Annotated in this window: 18 protein-coding genes and 2 pseudogenes; 16 read left to right on the top strand and 4 right to left on the bottom strand. The window is 36.5% G+C overall.

Annotated elements, in window-relative coordinates:
- Nucleotides 1-12: 12 nt before the first annotated feature.
- Both J5A55_RS10245 and J5A55_RS10240 read left to right on the top strand, forming a co-directional pair.
- Nucleotides 13-978 carry a DUF6557 family protein gene (locus J5A55_RS10245; protein WP_004384102.1) on the top strand — a complete coding sequence of 322 codons (966 nt, stop codon included), beginning with the start codon at nucleotides 13-15 and terminating at the stop codon, nucleotides 976-978.
- 32 nt (nucleotides 979-1,010) lie between these two features.
- On the top strand, nucleotides 1,011-1,664 hold the full coding sequence (locus tag J5A55_RS10240) for a hypothetical protein (RefSeq protein WP_004384103.1): 654 nt from the start codon (nucleotides 1,011-1,013) through the stop codon (nucleotides 1,662-1,664).
- 106 nt (nucleotides 1,665-1,770) lie between these two features.
- On the opposite strand, the pseudogene J5A55_RS10235 reads toward J5A55_RS10240, so the two are convergent.
- Both J5A55_RS10235 and J5A55_RS10230 read right to left on the bottom strand, forming a co-directional pair.
- Nucleotides 1,771-1,965 (bottom strand): annotated as a pseudogene (locus J5A55_RS10235) (hypothetical protein); the annotation flags it as partial.
- A 17-nt stretch (nucleotides 1,966-1,982) separates the two neighbouring features.
- Nucleotides 1,983-2,888: an IS982 family transposase gene (locus J5A55_RS10230; protein WP_004384105.1), complete on the bottom strand. Its 906-nt coding sequence runs from the start codon at nucleotides 2,886-2,888 to the stop codon at nucleotides 1,983-1,985.
- A gap of 587 nt (nucleotides 2,889-3,475) precedes the next feature.
- Here J5A55_RS10230 and J5A55_RS10225 point away from each other — a divergent pair.
- Together J5A55_RS10225 and J5A55_RS10220 are read left to right on the top strand one after the other, a co-directional pair.
- Complete coding sequence (locus tag J5A55_RS10225; RefSeq protein ID WP_004384106.1) at nucleotides 3,476-3,934, top strand: hypothetical protein; 459 nt, start codon at nucleotides 3,476-3,478, stop codon at nucleotides 3,932-3,934.
- 20 nt (nucleotides 3,935-3,954) lie between these two features.
- Complete coding sequence (locus tag J5A55_RS10220; protein WP_004384107.1) at nucleotides 3,955-5,343, top strand: DUF5458 family protein; 1,389 nt, start codon at nucleotides 3,955-3,957, stop codon at nucleotides 5,341-5,343.
- A gap of 504 nt (nucleotides 5,344-5,847) precedes the next feature.
- On the opposite strand, the gene J5A55_RS12405 is transcribed toward J5A55_RS10220, so the two are convergent.
- Together J5A55_RS12405 and J5A55_RS10210 are read right to left on the bottom strand one after the other, a co-directional pair.
- Nucleotides 5,848-6,039, bottom strand: coding sequence for a hypothetical protein (locus tag J5A55_RS12405; protein ID WP_004384108.1), 192 nt, complete (start codon nucleotides 6,037-6,039; stop codon nucleotides 5,848-5,850).
- Nucleotides 6,040-6,087: 48 nt separating this feature from the next.
- Nucleotides 6,088-6,996 (bottom strand): annotated as a pseudogene (locus J5A55_RS10210) (IS982 family transposase).
- A gap of 112 nt (nucleotides 6,997-7,108) precedes the next feature.
- On the opposite strand from J5A55_RS10210, the gene J5A55_RS10205 reads away from it, so the two are divergent.
- The 12 genes from J5A55_RS10205 (at nucleotide 7,109) to J5A55_RS10150 (ending at nucleotide 17,216) form a co-directional block, all read left to right on the top strand.
- Nucleotides 7,109-7,888, top strand: a complete 780-nt coding sequence (locus J5A55_RS10205) for a hypothetical protein (protein ID WP_004384111.1) — start codon at nucleotides 7,109-7,111, stop codon at nucleotides 7,886-7,888.
- Nucleotides 7,885-9,303: a Tle-like phospholipase domain-containing protein gene (locus J5A55_RS10200; protein ID WP_004384112.1), complete on the top strand. Its 1,419-nt coding sequence runs from the start codon at nucleotides 7,885-7,887 to the stop codon at nucleotides 9,301-9,303. The genes J5A55_RS10205 and J5A55_RS10200 overlap by 4 nt, the downstream gene beginning before the upstream one ends.
- Nucleotides 9,304-9,371: 68 nt before the next feature.
- Nucleotides 9,372-10,103, top strand: coding sequence for an ankyrin repeat domain-containing protein (locus J5A55_RS10195; RefSeq protein ID WP_004384113.1), 732 nt, complete (start codon nucleotides 9,372-9,374; stop codon nucleotides 10,101-10,103).
- Nucleotides 10,096-10,893, top strand: a complete 798-nt coding sequence (locus J5A55_RS10190; protein ID WP_004384114.1) for an ankyrin repeat domain-containing protein — start codon at nucleotides 10,096-10,098, stop codon at nucleotides 10,891-10,893. The genes J5A55_RS10195 and J5A55_RS10190 overlap by 8 nt, the downstream gene beginning before the upstream one ends.
- Nucleotides 10,886-11,683, top strand: a complete 798-nt coding sequence (locus J5A55_RS10185; RefSeq protein ID WP_004384115.1) for an ankyrin repeat domain-containing protein — start codon at nucleotides 10,886-10,888, stop codon at nucleotides 11,681-11,683. The genes J5A55_RS10190 and J5A55_RS10185 overlap by 8 nt, the downstream gene beginning before the upstream one ends.
- Nucleotides 11,676-12,476, top strand: coding sequence for an ankyrin repeat domain-containing protein (locus J5A55_RS10180; protein ID WP_004384116.1), 801 nt, complete (start codon nucleotides 11,676-11,678; stop codon nucleotides 12,474-12,476). Before J5A55_RS10185 ends, J5A55_RS10180 begins: the two co-directional genes overlap by 8 nt.
- Entirely contained in the window at nucleotides 12,469-13,266 is a 798-nt protein-coding gene (locus tag J5A55_RS10175) for an ankyrin repeat domain-containing protein (protein ID WP_004384117.1), read from the top strand. Before J5A55_RS10180 ends, J5A55_RS10175 begins: the two co-directional genes overlap by 8 nt.
- The gene (locus tag J5A55_RS10170) at nucleotides 13,259-14,053 is read left to right on the top strand and encodes an ankyrin repeat domain-containing protein (RefSeq protein ID WP_004384118.1); all 795 of its coding nucleotides are present in this window, start codon (nucleotides 13,259-13,261) and stop codon (nucleotides 14,051-14,053) included. The genes J5A55_RS10175 and J5A55_RS10170 overlap by 8 nt, the downstream gene beginning before the upstream one ends.
- Nucleotides 14,046-14,846: an ankyrin repeat domain-containing protein gene (locus J5A55_RS10165; protein ID WP_004384119.1), complete on the top strand. Its 801-nt coding sequence runs from the start codon at nucleotides 14,046-14,048 to the stop codon at nucleotides 14,844-14,846. The genes J5A55_RS10170 and J5A55_RS10165 overlap by 8 nt, the downstream gene beginning before the upstream one ends.
- The gene (locus tag J5A55_RS10160; RefSeq protein WP_004384120.1) at nucleotides 14,839-15,636 is read left to right on the top strand and encodes an ankyrin repeat domain-containing protein; all 798 of its coding nucleotides are present in this window, start codon (nucleotides 14,839-14,841) and stop codon (nucleotides 15,634-15,636) included. The genes J5A55_RS10165 and J5A55_RS10160 overlap by 8 nt, the downstream gene beginning before the upstream one ends.
- Nucleotides 15,629-16,426, top strand: a complete 798-nt coding sequence (locus J5A55_RS10155) for an ankyrin repeat domain-containing protein (RefSeq protein ID WP_004384121.1) — start codon at nucleotides 15,629-15,631, stop codon at nucleotides 16,424-16,426. The genes J5A55_RS10160 and J5A55_RS10155 overlap by 8 nt, the downstream gene beginning before the upstream one ends.
- A complete protein-coding gene (locus J5A55_RS10150) occupies nucleotides 16,419-17,216 on the top strand; it encodes an ankyrin repeat domain-containing protein (RefSeq protein WP_004384122.1) in 798 nt (265 codons plus the stop codon). Before J5A55_RS10155 ends, J5A55_RS10150 begins: the two co-directional genes overlap by 8 nt.
- Nucleotides 17,217-17,299: the final 83 nt, after the last annotated feature.

Raw genomic sequence — 17,299 nt, 5'->3', positions numbered from 1 at the left:
TAAGATAATAAGATGGTTTATAAAGAATTACTTGAAAGCGTATCTTTCTCAGAGATAGAACCATGGCTATATAAAATGTATCCTTCATTAAAATCCTCTATGGGCTGGATGAAGGTACACTATGATATGTTACGTATGATAGGATCTAAAAGTCATACTAATGCTGATAATGGAGAAATTACCATTGCGTTAGATGAAGAAGATGGTGAAACATTTCTTACTGCCTACTCTTTGGAAGGAGAAGTTTGGGAATGTGCTCTTGCAAAAGAGATTGTTATAGATAAAAAGGTAAAGGCTTCGTTACCAGAAATTGCAGCTTGTTGTTTGTGGCATTCTTCATTTTATGGATTTACACCAGAAACTGAAGAAGAGTGCTTTAGAGATATGTTTGGTTATGACTCCTGTAAAGAATTAGAATATAATAGGGAACTCATCCAAAAGTTTGGTGGTGTTGTCCCTTCATTTAATCAATTACCATCAAATGTAAAGGAAAAACTTAGGGAAATGGCGACTGATGAAGTCTTCATAAGTAAGGGTAATCGGAGCAAGCATAAGCAGGCGTTTCGTAAAAAATTAATGAGACTTCATTATGAGCGAATGGTTGTTATTTCTAATTTTATAATTTCATTTCTCTCTTTTAGAACGCTGAAAGAAACGGATATCAGTATTAAGGATTTATGTGATATGTTCTTTTCTACAGCTTTTAAAACCTCAATTATACCATCTTATTCTTTCGATGAGCCTGATATTGATTACCTTTGCAATATAATAGGGCAATACAATATGATTCCACAAATGAGTCGTCTCATTTTGTTGGTTGTTCTTAATAAAGATTCTCGTACTTTAGACGAGAAACAAAAAGAAAGGTTAGAAGGATTACTATCGTGTTATAATACTAAATATTGTAAAATCTTATTTATACAAAACAAGTCTTTGAAAAGGCAGGCGGCAATATATTACGCAGCATTTGACCTGTAAAATAAAATAGTAAGAAATAAATTCTGATTGTTATGGAAGAAGAATTCATGTGGTTTGTAAGACTAATATCTACTGACAAGGAAGGTGAACAAATTGTCGAGAGGCTTAGACTCGATGGAATATCCTGTTCGGAGGATGATGACACACCTCTTTTGAGTATAATATTGGCGTCTTCAGAGGATAGTTTGAAACATCTGAACATGTCTTCATTGAGGCAAAATAATAGACAAAAGATAGTCCTTCTCCAAATTTCTGGGATATTTGACATTGATGAGCAACATTTTTTCAACGCTATACTCTCATTCCCTCAGAATGATGATGTTTACAGTCAAATAAAGTCTTTTTTATATTGTGCTTATAATTTTATTGATGTCCATTCGATAATATCTGTTGATTTCCGTGATTTTTATTCCATTATAAGTGGACGAAAAATAATCTCTATGCAGCAATATGTTTATACAACAGATGTTGAAGATGCATTGTCTCAATTGAAGTATGACAAAACTAACAAACAAGATAAGTATATATATGCTATCAGGGGAGCACAAAGTCAAGAAGAAGAAGGTAAACAGCTGAAAACATTTGATAAGCATCTTTCAACAGAATTATGCGGTGAAGAATTTAAATTTAATATCGTTGCTGGAGAACAAAGACAAGTATTTTTACTGACTGCAACTCCTTATTGATAAATAATAGCAGAGGCTCGGTTTTATCGTATGACAGATATAGTTTGATCGTTTTACTTTTGCGCCACCCCTAGAACACTTTACAATATGAACAAAAACAATAGTTTTACAGATAGTATGAAAGTGGACGCTCGCCATCTTCCGAAACATCGCTGTCGCCATTCAATATGCTAGAGTCTGTTTCTGAATTTGGAGAAGCCCCTATATAGCCTTGCTGTAATTCCGCTTCTTCAGCCTTACGAATGGCAGCAAGCAGCTTTTGATGGTCTTTCTCCTGCTTGAGCATTGCCTCCTTAATATAACGTGAGTTCGACGAATTCAGAACAATGCAAGTAGTATGTCCATAGTTCTTTGTACATTGATGCACGGCTTCTTTGGAAACAGACAATAGGCGGCAATGGCTCCTAATAAGTTGACGATGAAATTGTCAAAGCATCTATGTCTGGAGTGTTCCGCTTGTGCAATGTTCTTAAGTTCATCATTCACCATTTCTATAATGGCTCTTTTTCTGAGTAAAAGTCTGTCTGAAACACTCATTAAACATCCTTTCATGTTACTTTTCAATTTGGTTATAAGCTGTATTCCATCAACAAAAAGCCTTTGAAAGAGATTCTTGCTGATGTACCCTTTGTCACCGAATAGTTTACCATGTATAAAATCTATGAATGCTTTGTACTCCAAAGGCTTACAGTCATCAACATCTCCCGGCGTTATCATAAAGTTGAGAAGTTCTCCTTTCTCATTGCAAATCAAATGCAATTTGAAACCGAAGAACCAACCCATAGAGCATTTTCCTCTTTGAGCTATGCCTCTGAAAACTTTGTGAATATGTATTCTTTGTTTTTTGCAGACACGCAATGGTGTGCTATCAACGAAGCTTATACCCGTGCATTTGCCTAAGAGAACCTTCTTGATAAACAAGGTTAAGGGTATGACTACATCCCTTTCCAATTCTACTATACGGTTATAAGAAACAACTTTTGGAAACAGATGGCGAAGATGCTTGCATACTTCTTCAAGATAGAAATGTTTGAAGCAGCGATAACCAGAATCGTGAAAAAGAATCATTATCAGTATAACTTCTGCCTTTGACATTGTAGAATTTCGATGATATTTTCTTTTTCCGGTAGGTTTTAGCGTATATTTTGTTGTCATTGCATCAAAAAACTTGCAGAAGTCGTCTGCCATACAAAATATTTCTGTAACTTTGTCCTCGGTGATCATAGCGATTTTTGTTTGTAACTATTTGTATGTTAACACCTTAAAGTTATAACAAATTTCGCTAATCACCAAATCTATAGACACTTATAATTCGTCGAACTCACGTTATATTACGTAATCATATAGTTGAGACATCGGTAATATCTCATACTTAAAAAGGATTATAGCTCTCATTAAAGTAACTATATTGGTGGATTTTAATTATTGGTACTTAAGATGGTAAAATTGTTATATGAATGTCTTTCTAACTGCGAGCACAATCTTATTTACTATTTTCTTTTTCCTGCTACACTAATTCTTCGCAATAACAGTCCCTCCAACCCTATTTTTGGTTTTTACGAATTTATCTATGAACTGCTTTTTATCCGTAATGAACTTTTATAAAATATCTTTTTGTATAATGATGTTTTGAGGAGATAGTGCTCCATGAACAACCTTTTTTGAGTAACTCCATCAATAAAATATAATAAAGATTAACTTATAAATGTCTTTTCACATTTAAATTGCAAGAATTACATATAATTTTTATAGCTTTGTGCCAGATTTGAGTATATTTGTAACTTATTAGATAAAACTTAAATATAAGAAATATGGCCATTTATGATTATGGAATTGGAGGAAATGAGGTGAATGTTGACGCTAATGAGTCAATTGCCGACATCCCTTCCAACAGAACTTTGTTAGTACAGAAGTTAACCGATGAGGCTCCAGCTAGTCCTGAAGCGGTTTATGGTTTACAAACAGTAGAAGATGTCTTTGAACATTTCTCACCATCTGTTACACTTGAGATGCAAGATGACAACGGTGAAGATGTCACAGAGACAATGCACTTTAATAATTTAGGAGATTTTGACTCAGAAAAGTTAAAAGAGCATAGTGCTTTCCTTAGTAAACTTGATGTGGAGAAAGAGCAGAATATAAAGATAGCTCGCCAACTTTCATCAAATAAAGCCTTACTGAAAGCTTTGGCTAATCCTGAAACCCGCCAAGCTGTAATTGATTTGTTACAGAGTTCACTTGACGAAATTAAGAATACAGAAGCCAAGTAAGAATCAAAACTAAATTAAAAATGGACAATAATAAAATAAAGGCTAAGGAACAGCAGGCTCCTTCTATTAGTAAAAGTACTATAGCACAGCAGGGAACCACTTCTGCAGCTAACGCAATAGACAAGCTGAAAGAATATGGTGGTTTTACTTTCTTAGAGAATATCATTGACGGCTTTTCTAATCTGAATCCTACACGCAAGGCACGCCGAAACATTTTCCTCTCTGATGCACAATGGGAGAATGAGCGTAAGGTTCTTGCCAATCGTCTTGAGGTTTGGATTGATCTTTTAAAATCTGGTCAGTCTGCTGAACAGATGAGAGATAAGGCTAAGGAAAGAGCATTGCATGTTGAGGACTTATTGAATAAAAATCTTAGTAAGGTTTTGGCTCGTACACGCGAACTTGAGACTTCTTACCGTTCAGTTGCTTTATTCTATCGTAATACAGAGAGTCAGAAGGTAAAGAACATAACGATTGTCAATGCTGAGATGGATCAATTGAAAGACTTAGACAATCCAGTTTTCATTGACTATATCAGCAACGAGCTTAAGCATAACTTCGACCGTCTCGACCTTCGTCGTAACTATTCTTTGCTTGTCATCCCTGGATATTTAGGTTCTAACGCTGTACTTGATAAGTGGGGTAAGATTGCACACAGCAATAAGGTAATGCTCCTAACCGACTTCCAGGATTTAGAAACACCAGACGATGTTGTTGATGTCTTCTTTAATGCTGACCATTCTGGTGGTGATATATACAAGTCAAACATTATTATGACATGTAACTGGCTTTTAGGACGTCAAAAAGTAGTACAGGTAGGAGAAGAAGACAATCTTTACGTTCCAGGCTCATCTGCACTTGCTGGTAAAATCTACAGCACATTGATGTCACAGGTTGTTGCTGGTAAGAAATTCGGTGGTCTTAATGATGTTGAGAGTGTACGTTTTGATCTGAAGAAAAGCGAGATTTCTGAAATAGAGCGCATGGGTCTTGTACCAATGGTCAACGAGTATAGTAAGGTGATGGCATTCTCTGCCAAGACACTCTTCAATGGTGATAACCTTGGATTGCAGACTTACTCTGTCGTTCGCGTATTCGATTATATCTCTAAAGTTCTTTTCGACTTCCTGAACCGTCGTGCATTCGAGAACTGGACTACTCGTACAGAGGCTGACTTGAGAAGTCAGATTGTGAAGTTCCTTGATAGCATACAAGGTCCAACTCGTCTGATAGAGAAATTCCGAGTGATGAGAATTGAGCAAGATCCAAACCAAAAGGATCGTGTATTACTTGATATTCACATTACTCCATACTTCCCTGCAAAGAGTTTCGTTATTCAGCTTGAGGGTCGTAAGGGAGAAGAACCGGAAGAGGCTAACTGGGAAAGCCAGTACTCACAAGATAAATAAGTTACTCTATTTCAGAGTCTTCAGAAATTTATAAGACTTGTCTCTTGCATTCAGAATTTTAGATGTAATGGACATTTAGTAGGCTGGTCATTCCAGCCTACTTTTTTTGTATTTATGAATCCATCTATAAACTTCTTTTTTATTGAGAATTCCCCCACACGATTCATTATAGGGTTTAAAAAACTCAATAACTATTACCACTTTATTATTGAATTTCTGAAACAGTACGACTGCGATGAATAAAAGAGACTTTTCTTTATTATAAGCTAAACCAAATAGTATAGACTCTTATCATACGATAGAATACTTCTATAGCGGCAGCAAGAATAGAAATGCTTTTTTAGTTTTATCTTCGTTTATTGCCTACTTTTCTGTTTTTAGGGGTATTCTTTATCCACAATGTAATTGCGAGTTTCTATTGGAATACCAATAATGAATATACATGGCAAAAATACAGGGAAGAAAAGCTTACCGATAATATTCCAAGTATTTCTCATAAGTCCTTTATCTATTTGCCAAAAGTGGTTCCATATCAAGAATTGTTCTTCCAAAAATTACGATCCAAAGTAAAATACTGCCAGCAACATAAATGTCCTTTGCACTGCGATTAAATACTTCTATTCGTTTGTCGCGTGGTACTCGCTCCAGTATCTTCACCTGCTTGGTAATCTGATTTATTCGTTCTTCCTTATCCATAATTTTCTATTCTGATAAATCTATTATTTTAACGTGAGTTCGACGAATTCAGAATAATGCAAGCTGTGTATCCATAGTCCTTTGTACATTATTAATACAAGGCTTCTTTGGAAACAGACAATAGGCGGCAATGGCTCCTAATAAGTTGACGATGAAATTGTCAAAGCATCTATGTCTGGAGTGCTCTACTTGTGCAATGTTCTTAAGTTCATCATTCACCGTTTCTATAATGGCTCTTTTTCTGAGTAAAAGTCTGTCTGAAACACTCATTAAACATCCTTTCATGTTACTTTTCAATTTGGTTATAAGCTGTATTCCATCAACAAAAAGCCTTTGAAAGAGATTCTTGCTGATGTACCCTTTGTCACCGAATAGCTTACCATGTATGAAATCTATGAATGCTTTGTATTCCAAAGGCTTACGGTCATCAACATCTCCTGGCGTTATCATAAAGTTGAGAAGCTCTCCTTTCTCATTGCAAATCAAATGCAATTTGAAACCAAAGAACCAACCCATAGAGCATTTTCCTCTTTGGGCTATGCCTTTGAAAACTTTGTGAATATGTATTCTTTAGTTTTTGCAGACACGCAATGGTGTGCTATCAACGAAGCTTATACCCGTGCATTTGCCCAATAGAACCTTCTTGATAAACAAGGTTAAGGGTATGACTACATCCCTTTCCAATTCTACTAAACGGTTATAAGAAACAACTTTTGGAAACAGATGGCGAAGCTGCTTACATACTTTTTCAAGATAGAAATGTTTAAAGCAGCGATAACCAGAATCGTGGAATAGAATCATTATCAGCATAACTTCTGCCTTTGACATCGTAGAATTTCGATGATATTTTCTTTTTCCGATAGGTTTTAGCGTATATTTTGCTGTCATTGCATCAAAAAACTTGCAGAAGTCGTCTGCCATACAAAATATTTCAGTAACTTTGTCCTCGGTGATCATAGCGATTTTTGTTTGTAACTGTTTGTATTTTAGCTCCTTAAAGTTACAACAAATTTCGCTAATCACCAAATTTATAGACATTTATAATTCGTCGAACTCACGTTAATATATTATGCAGAAAAAATATCATATCACGCAGACAACCAAACTTCTAATGAATGGTAGCATTATTGTAGAAAATTCTGTTACCCAGAAGTGGGCTGTATCGTTCCCTATTGAACGACATATACTCATAGAGGTTTTGGACGCACCGAAGCAAGAAGAGAATGCAGAAATATTTAAACTACTCACCATTATAAACAAACCTGCTTATAAGGTTATGTTCGACTTCGACAATGATGATAAGATTATAATCTGCAATAAAGAAGAAATAGAAGAAGAATGGGAAAAAAGTAAGGATGAAGTAGAAAAGACATTTGGTTCTGACGATTCTATAAAGAATTTCTTGGCTTTATCGAAAGAAGGCTATGCTTCTTTCGAGAACGAAATGAAAGACTCTTTACTTTATTATACATTATGGTCATGGTTTGGTGGAGGAAAATCATTTACCATTAGCCCAGCCTCTTCTCTTTTCAGCAATCATAAAGTAAGTGCAAAAGTAGAGAGAACCCGTAAAGAAACCTTACCCAATGGTGTTCTGGAACTGACACAACAAGGAGAAGGAGTTATAAAAGATATAGACACTATCGAAGAGCAATACAAGAGAGAAATTCTCCCCTTGACAGACCATGCAGTATTTGATTACCAATATCATATAGAGACTAAATATCTGTGTACAGACAAACAACTGGATTTCTTCGATTCAGCACAAACAATAGTGCATGAGCAGGCCAGTGAAGGTTACTCGTATATTACTCAGATAGAGTTTAAAATAGAAGGATCAGTATCATGAGTTTACAATATATACAAGACAAAGACATCACAGTATGCACACTTGGTGCACATCAGGCTTTGATTAAAGTAACAAGTCAAAATAGTGTCAAACGTAGTAATGGGAAACTAATCGCTACGGAGAATGACAGAATGGGCGAATGTTATAGATGCTATAAGACGCCAGCTTATATCAGTGTGCTTGCAACGGTATTGATGAATATGACTCTCTTTACCTCTGTTCTATGTCTGCGTGCCGCAATAGGTGGAGCTTTAGCAGGATTAGTAGTCGGTGGACTGAGAGGTTGGCGAGCGGGGAAAGATGCATCCAAGGATATGGGCTTCTTTAAAAAAGTTGGCACTATAGTTAGTGCAACAGTTCAAGGTGCCCAAGTAGGGAGTACTGCCGGTGCCGTGCTTGGTGCAGTGGGAATGTACTCTTTCCTGCATGGAAAAGTATCAAAGATGGTTCAAAATGTGATAATGCCAAATATCTGTGCCGCATATACAAAGATGTCTACTTGGACAAGAGTGCATCCATCTGTAAAAATCTGTGGGCAAAAAGCCCTACTTGAAGGAGCTATGCTGAATTGCATACAAGGAGGACTTATAACTATCATAAAACCCGACTTTTCCGAAGCCGCTAAAATGTTAGCCTTAAGTTACTTTGCTTATAATCGAACGACAAAAAAGAAAGATAAGGATGATTATGACATGGACAAGGCTATGGATGGGCTAAGCCTTGAGCAACAAGCTATGCTTAAGAGTGAAAAACTTGATGGGTATAAGCCACTGAATGATGAGGACATGCGTAAGTTAGATATAAAAGGTTCTGACCTAAAAGATCCCTCCACAGGATTCAAAGCAGATATCTATAAAGACAAGAATGGAGATTATGTACTTGTTTATCGTGGCACCTACAGTGACCCTGACCATCCTGAAAATGATTTGGTACATGACTGGAGTAAAGAATGGACTGACGATAACATGAGGCAGGGATTAGGTATGGGAAGTGAACAATATAAAAAGTCTATAAAATTAGCAGAAAAGGTTAAACAAGGCTCTGAAAAACAAGGTAAGCAAATGACTATTGCTGGTCATTCCCTTGGTGGCGGTTTAGCAACAGCTGCAGGTGCTGCAACTGGTAGTAAGACCTACGCTTTCTGCCCTGCAGGCGTTCATCCGAATACTTATAAAAAGTATGGCGTACAGAATCCTGATACTTCAAAGGTTCATACCTATTATTCAAATAAAGATTTCTTAAACATGGCAAGTAACAACCTATCCCTAATGCCAAAGGCTGCAGGCGAAAGAATTATGTTACACACTCTGGACAACTTTGATTTTGCTAAAGGACACGACCTACCTTTACTCCTTAAAGCAATACAAGCTGAGGAAGCAGAGTTAGGGAGACCAATTATTGCCAACATTCTTTAAAGAAAAAATCCACAACAATGAAAAAAATTATAGCATTATTATCATCACTTATTTTAACCTCATGCAGTATGTTTAACAATGAAGCACCTTACAAGCGTTTTTTCAGTGAGAAAGAATATCCCATTATTCAAGCCATCCATGATTGCGACAAGGATAAAATCCTTGATATGATGCACAAAGGATGGAACGTAAATTCTACGGGGGAAAATGGCATGTCCTATCTGCTTTATGCCATATGGGAACATAACTATGACATGACAAAGTTTCTTTTAGAAAATGGGGCAGACCCCAATTTTTTATCAGTATTTTGGGATGAGACACCAGAAGAAACCGTTTGCATGCTCCCTCTTGAAAGAACATGCTACGATAAATACGGAATGAATTATATGAAATTATTGCTCGAACATGGAGCTAATCCAAATGACACGCGAGCACAGCTTCCTTTATTTGCGGCTGCATTATATGAAGATAAGCAAAAGATAGAATACTTATTGGAGCATGGAGCAGATATTAATCAGTTTGATAGTGTAAAGGAAACTGTAATAATAGACCAAGCACTTGCAAGACAATGGGGCTTCGTACTGTGGTTATGGGACAAAGGTGCTGACCCGATGAAGACAGGAGGAGTCGGCGTTTTTGAAGGACAAATAAATGTAGCATATTGGGTACAAGTTTTTATAAACTATGGTAACGGAGATTACGATAATCCAGACTTTAAAAAGCTTGTTGCGCGACTAAAAAGTATAGGCGTAGAGTTCCCATATAAACCGGCTATGATTAATAGGAAAGACAATGAATGATAAGGCAATGAAATATATTATAGTATTATTATCATCACTCATTTTAACCTCATGCAGTATGTTTAACAATGAAGCACCTTACAAGCGCTTTTTCAGTGAGAAAGAATATCCTATTATTCAAGCCATTCACGATTGTAACAAGGATAAAATCCTTGATATGATACACCAAGGATGGAACGTAAATTCTACGGGGAAATATGGTATGTCCTATCTGCTTTATGCCGTATGGGAACATAACTATGACATGACAAAGTTTCTTTTAGAAAATGGGGCAGACCCTAATTTTGTGTCAGTATTCTGGGATGAGACACCAGAAGAAACCGTTTGCATGCTTCCTCTTGAAAGAACGTGCTACGATAAATACGGAATGAATTATATGAAATTATTACTCGAACATGGGGCTAATCCAAATGACACGCGAGCGCAGCTTCCTTTATTTGCGGCTGCATTATATGAAGATAAGCAAAAGATAGAATACTTATTAGAGCATGGAGCAGACATAAATCAGTTTGACAGTGTCAAGGAAACCGTAATAACAAATCAGGTGGTCACTGCCCAATGGGCTTTCGTACTATGGTTATGGGACAAAGGTGCTGACCCGATGAAGACAGGAGGAGTTGGGGTTTTCGAGGGAGAAGTAAATGTTGCCTTTTGGGTGCAAGATTTTATAGATAGCGGTATAGGAGATTACGATAATCCAGACTTTAAAAAGCTTGTTGCGCGACTAAAAAGTATAGGCGTAGTATTCCCATATAAACCGGCTATGAATAAAACTAAAGAGAATGAATGATAAGGCAATGAAATATATTATAGCATTATTATCATCACTCATTTTAACTTCATGCAGTATGTTTAACAATGAAGCACCTTACAAGCGCTTTTTCAGTGAGAAAGAATACCCTATTATTAAAGCCATCCATGATTGCGACAAGGATAAAATCCTTGATATGATGCAAAAAGGATGGAACGTAAATTCTACGGGAAAATATGGTATGTCCTATCTGCTTTATGCCGTATGGGAACATAATTATGATATGACTAAATTCCTTTTGGAAAATGGAGCAGACCCCAATATGGTTTCTCCACTGACAAGTACACCCGATGTGATAGAGCCTCGTCTTCCTTTAGAAATTTCATGTTATGATGATTATGGCATGAATTATATGAAATTATTGCTCGAACATGGGGCTAATCCTAATGACACGCGAGCGCAACTTCCTTTATTTGCGGCTGCATTATATAAAGATAAGCAAAAAATAGAATACTTATTAGAACATGGCGCAGATATTAACCAATTTAACCGTTCGAAAGAAACTGTAATAATAGATCAGGCGATAACCGCCCAATGGGCTTTCGTACTATGGCTATGGGACAAAGGTGCTGACCCGATGAAAACGGGAGGTATTGGAAGAAATACTGGAGGTAAGGAGAATGTTGCGTATTGGGTACAAGATTTTATAAACTATGGAAATGGAGATTACGATAATCCAGACTTTAAAAAAGTTGTTGCCCGATTAAAAAGTATAGGTGTTGAATTTCCATATAAACCAGCCATGGATAATACGGAAGACAATGAATGATAAGGCAATGAAATATATTATAGTATTATTATCATCACTCATTTTAACCTCATGCAGTATGTTTAACAATGAAGCACCTTACAAGCGTTTTTTCAGTGAGAAAGAATATCCTATTATTCAAGCCATCCATGATTGCGACAAGGATAAAATCCTTGATATGATGCACAGAGGATGGAACGTAAATTCTACGGGTAAACATGGCATGTCCTATCTGCTTTATGCCATATGGGAACATAACTATGACATGACAAAGTTTCTTTTAGAAAATGGAGCAGACCCTAATTTTGTGTCAGTATTCTGGGATGAGACACCAGAAGAAACTGTTTGTATGCTTCCTCTTGAAAGAACATGTTACGATAAATACGGAATGAATTATATGAAATTATTGCTCGAACATGGGGCTAATCCAAATGATACGCGAGCGCAGCTTCCTTTATTTGCGGCAGCGTTATATAAAGATAAACAAAAAATAGAATACTTATTAGAGCATGGCGCAGATATTAACCAATTTAACCGTTCGAAAGAAACTGTAATAATAGATCAGGCGATAACCGCCCAATGGGCTTTCGTACTATGGCTATGGGACAAAGGTGCTGACCCGATGAAAACGGGAGGTATTGGAAGAAATACTGGAGGTAAGGAGAATGTTGCGTATTGGGTACAAGATTTTATAAACTATGGAAATGGAGATTACGATAATCCTGACTTTAAAAAGCTTGTTGAGCGACTAAAAAGTATAGGTGTAGAGTTCCCATATAAACCAGCCATGGATAATACGGAAGATAATGAATGATAAGGCAATGAAATATATTATAGCATTACTATCATCACTCATTTTAACTTCATGTAGTATGTTTAACAGTGAAGCACCTTACAAGCGTTTTTTCAGTGAGAAAGAATACCCTATTATTAAAGCCATCCATGATTGCGACAAGGATAAAATCCTTGATATGATGCACAAAGGGTGGAACGTAAACTCTATGGGAAAACATGGCATGTCCTATCTGCTTTATGCCATATGGGAACATAATTATGACATGACAAAGTTTCTTTTAGAGAATGGAGCAGACCCCAATTTTGTATCAGTATTCTGGGAAGTAAAACCAGAAGAAACGGTACGTATCCTCCCCCTCGAAACAGTCTGCTATAAAGATTATAACATTAACTTTGTTAAGCTATTAATCAAATATGGGGCTAACCCCAATGATACGCAAGCGCAACTTCCTATATTTTCGGCAGCGTTATATAAAGATAAACAAAAAATAGAATACTTATTAGAACATGGAGCAGATATTAACCAATTTAACCGTTCGAAAGAAACTGTAATAATAGATCAAGCACTTGCAAGCCAATGGGCTTTCGTACTATGGCTATGGGACAAAGGTGCAGACCCCATGAAGACAGGAGGAGTCGGCGTTTTCGAGGGAGAAGTAAATGTTGCCTTTTGGGTGCAAGATTTTATAGATAGCGGTATAGGAGATTACGATAATCCAGACTTTAAAAAGCTTGTTGAGCGACTAAAAAGTATAGGCGTAGAGTTCCCATATAAACCAGCTATGAATAAAACTAAAGAGAATGAATGATAAGGCAATGAAATATATTATAGCATTACTATCATCACTCATTTTAACCTCATGCAGTATGTTTAACAGTGAAGTACCTTACAAGCGTTTTTTCAGTGAGAAAGAATATCCCATTATTCAAGCCATTCACGATTGCGACAAGGATAAAATCCTTGATATGATGCACAAAGGATGGAACGTAAACTCTATGGGAAAACATGGCATGTCCTATCTGCTTTATGCCGTATGGGAACATAACTATGACATGACAAAGTTTCTTTTAGAAAATGGAGCAGACCCTAACATGGTTTCTCCACTGACAAGTACACCCGATGTGATAGAGCCTCGTCTTCCTTTAGAAATTTCATGTTATGATGATTATGGCATGAATTATATGAAATTATTGCTCGAACATGGGGCTAATCCTAATGACACGCGAGCGCAGCTTCCTTTATTTGCGGCTGCATTATATAAAGATAAACAAAAAATAGAATACCTATTAGAGCATGGTGCAGATATAAATCAGTTTGACAGTGTCAAGGAAACCGTAATAACAAATCAGGCGGTCACTGCCCAATGGGCTTTCGTACTATGGCTATGGGACAAAGGTGCTGACCCGATGAAGACAGGAGGAGTCGGCGTTTTCGAGGGAGAAGTAAATGTTGCCTTTTGGGTGCAAGATTTTATAGATAGCGGTATAGGAGATTACAATAATCCAGACTTTAAAAAGCTTGTTGCGCGACTAAAAAGTATAGGTGTAGAGTTCCCATATAAACCAGCTATAAATAAAACTAAAGAGAATGAATGATAAGGCAATGAAATGTTTTATAGTATTATTATCATCACTTATTTTAACCTCATGCAGTATGTTTAACAATGAAGCACCTTACAAGCGCTTTTTCAGTGAGAAAGAATATCCCATTATTCAAGCCATTCACGATTGTAACAAAGATAAAATCCTTGATATGATGCACAAAGGATGGAACGTAAACTCTATGGGTAAACATGGCATGTCCTATCTGCTTTATGCCGTATGGGAACATAACTATGACATGACAAAGTTTCTTTTAGAAAATGGAGCAGACCCTAATTTTGTATCAGTATTCTGGGAAGTGAAACCAGAAGAAACGGTTCGTATCCTCCCTCTTGAAACAGTCTGCTATAAAGATTATAACATTAACTTTGTTAAGCTGTTAATCAAATATAGGGCTAACCCCAATGATACGCAAGCGCAACTTCCTATATTTTCAGCAGCGTTGTATGAAGATAAGCAAAAAATAGAATACTTATTAGAACATGGAGCAGATATCAACCAATTTAATAGTTCGAAAGAGACTGTTATAATAGATCAAGCCCTTGCAAGACAATGGAACTTCGTACTGTGGTTATGGGACAAAGGTGCAGACCCCATGAAGACTGGAGGTGTTGGAAGAAATACTGGAGGTAAGGAGAATGTTGCGTATTGGGTACAAGATTTTATAAACTATGGAAATGGAGATTACGATAATCCAGACTTTAAAAAAGTTGTTGCGCGATTAAAAAGTATAGGTGTAGAATTTCCATATAAACCAGCCATGGATAATACGGAAGACAATGAATGATAAGGCAATGAAATATATTATAGTATTACTATCATCACTCATTTTAACTTCATGCAGTATGTTTAACAATGAAGCACCTTACAAGCGCTTTTTCAGTGAGAAAGAATATCCCATTATTCAAGCCATTCATGATTGCGACAAGGGTAAAATCCTTGATATGATGCACAAAGGATGGAACGTAAATTCTACGGGGAAATATGGTATGTCCTATCTGCTTTATTCCGTATGGGAACATAACTATGACATGACAAAGTTTCTTTTAGAAAATGGGGCAGACCCTAACATGGTTTCTCCACTGACAAGTACACCCAATGTGATAGAACCTCGTCTTCCTTTAGAAATTTCATGCTATAATGATTATGGCATAAACTACATGAAATTATTACTCGAACATGGGGCTAATCCCAATGACACGCGAGCACAGCTTCCTTTATTTGCGGCTGCATTATATGAAGATAAGCAAAAAATAGAATACCTATTAGAGCATGGTGCAGATATTAATCAGTTCGATAGCACGAAAGAAACTGTAATAATAGATCAGGCGATAACCGCTCAATGGGCTTTCGTATTATGGCTATGGGACAAAGGTGCAGACCCGATGAAAACGGGAGGTATTGGAAGAAATACTGGAGGTAAGGAGAATGTTGCGTATTGGGTACAAGATTTTATAAACTATGGAAATGGAGATTACGATAATCCTGACTTTAAAAAGCTTGTTGAGCGACTAAAAAGTATAGGTGTAGAGTTCCCATATAAACCAGCCATGGATAATACGGAAGACAATGAATGATAAGGCAATGAAATATATTATAGTATTACTATCATCACTCATTTTAACCTCATGCAGTATGTTTAACAGTGAAGCACCTTACAAGCGTTTTTTTAGTGAGAAAGAATATCCCATTATTCAAGCCATTCATGATTGCGACAAGGGTAAAATCCTTGATATGATACACCAAGGATGGAACGTAAATTCTATGGGCAAACATGGAATGTCTTATTTACTTTATGCGATATGGGAACATAACTATGACATGACAAAGTTTCTTTTAGAAAATGGAGCAGACCCCAATTTTGTATCAGTATTCTGGGAAGTAAAACCAGAAGAAACGGTACGTATCCTCCCCCTCGAAACAGTCTGCTATAAAGATTATAACATTAACTTTGTTAAGCTGTTAATCAAATATGGGGCTAACCCCAATGATACGCAAGCGCAACTTCCTATATTTTCAGCAGCGTTATATGAAGATAAGCAAAAAATAGAATACTTATTAGAACATGGAGCAGATATTAACCAATTTAACAGTTCAAAAGAGACTGTTATAATAGATCAAGCCCTTGCAAGACAATGGGCTTTCGTACTATGGTTATGGGACAAAGGTGCTGACCCGATGAAGACAGGAGGAGTCGGCGTTTTTGAAGGACAAATAAATGTAGCATATTGGGTACAAGTTTTTATAAACTATGGTAACGGAGATTACGATAATCCAGACTTTAAAAAGCTTGTTGCGCGACTAAAAAGTATAGGTGTAGAGTTCCCATATAAACCAGCTATGATTAATAGGAAAGACAATGAATGATAAGGCAATGAAATATATTATAGTATTATTATCATCACTCATCTTAACCTCATGCAGTATGTTTAACAATGAAGCACCTTACAAGCGTTTTTTCAGTGAGAAAGAATATCCCATTATTCAAGCCATTCATGATTGTAACAAGGATAAAATCCTTGATATGATACACAAAGGATGGAATGTAAACTCTATGGGGAAACATGGCATGTCCTATCTGCTTTATGCCATATGGGAACATAACTATGACATGACAAAGTTTCTTTTAGAAAATGGGGCAGACCCCAATTTTGTATCAGTATTCTGGGATGACACACCAGAAGAAACCGTTTGCATGCTCCCTCTTGAAAGAACATGTTACGATAAATACGGAATGAACTATATGAAATTATTGCTCGAACATGGGGCTAATCCCAATGACACGCGAGCACAGCTTCCTTTATTTGCAGCTGCATTATATAAAGATAAGCAAAAAATAGAATACTTATTAGAACATGGCGCAGATATTAATCAGTTTGATAGCACGAAAGAAACTGTAATAATAGACCAAGCCCTTGCAAGACAATGGGCTTTTGTACTATGGTTATGGGACAAAGGTGCTGACCCGATGAAGACAGGAGGAGTCGGGGTATTTGAGGGAGAAGTAAATGTTGCATATTGGGTACAAGTCTTTATAAATTATGGTAACGGCGATTATGATGCTCCAGACTTTAAGAAATTAGTTGCGCGATTAAAAAGTATAGGTGTAGAATTTCCATATAAACCAGCCATGGATAATACGGAAGACAATGAATGATAAGGCAATGAAATATATTATAGCATTACGATCAATGTAGATAAGAGTTTGAAAAATCATTACATAATTTTGGATAAAACATC

The sequence above is a fragment of the Prevotella veroralis genome (assembly GCF_018127765.1).
Classification (GTDB): domain Bacteria; phylum Bacteroidota; class Bacteroidia; order Bacteroidales; family Bacteroidaceae; genus Prevotella; species Prevotella veroralis.
Note: the sequence above shows the minus strand (reverse complement) of the source record. Positions and strands in the feature narration are given on the sequence as shown.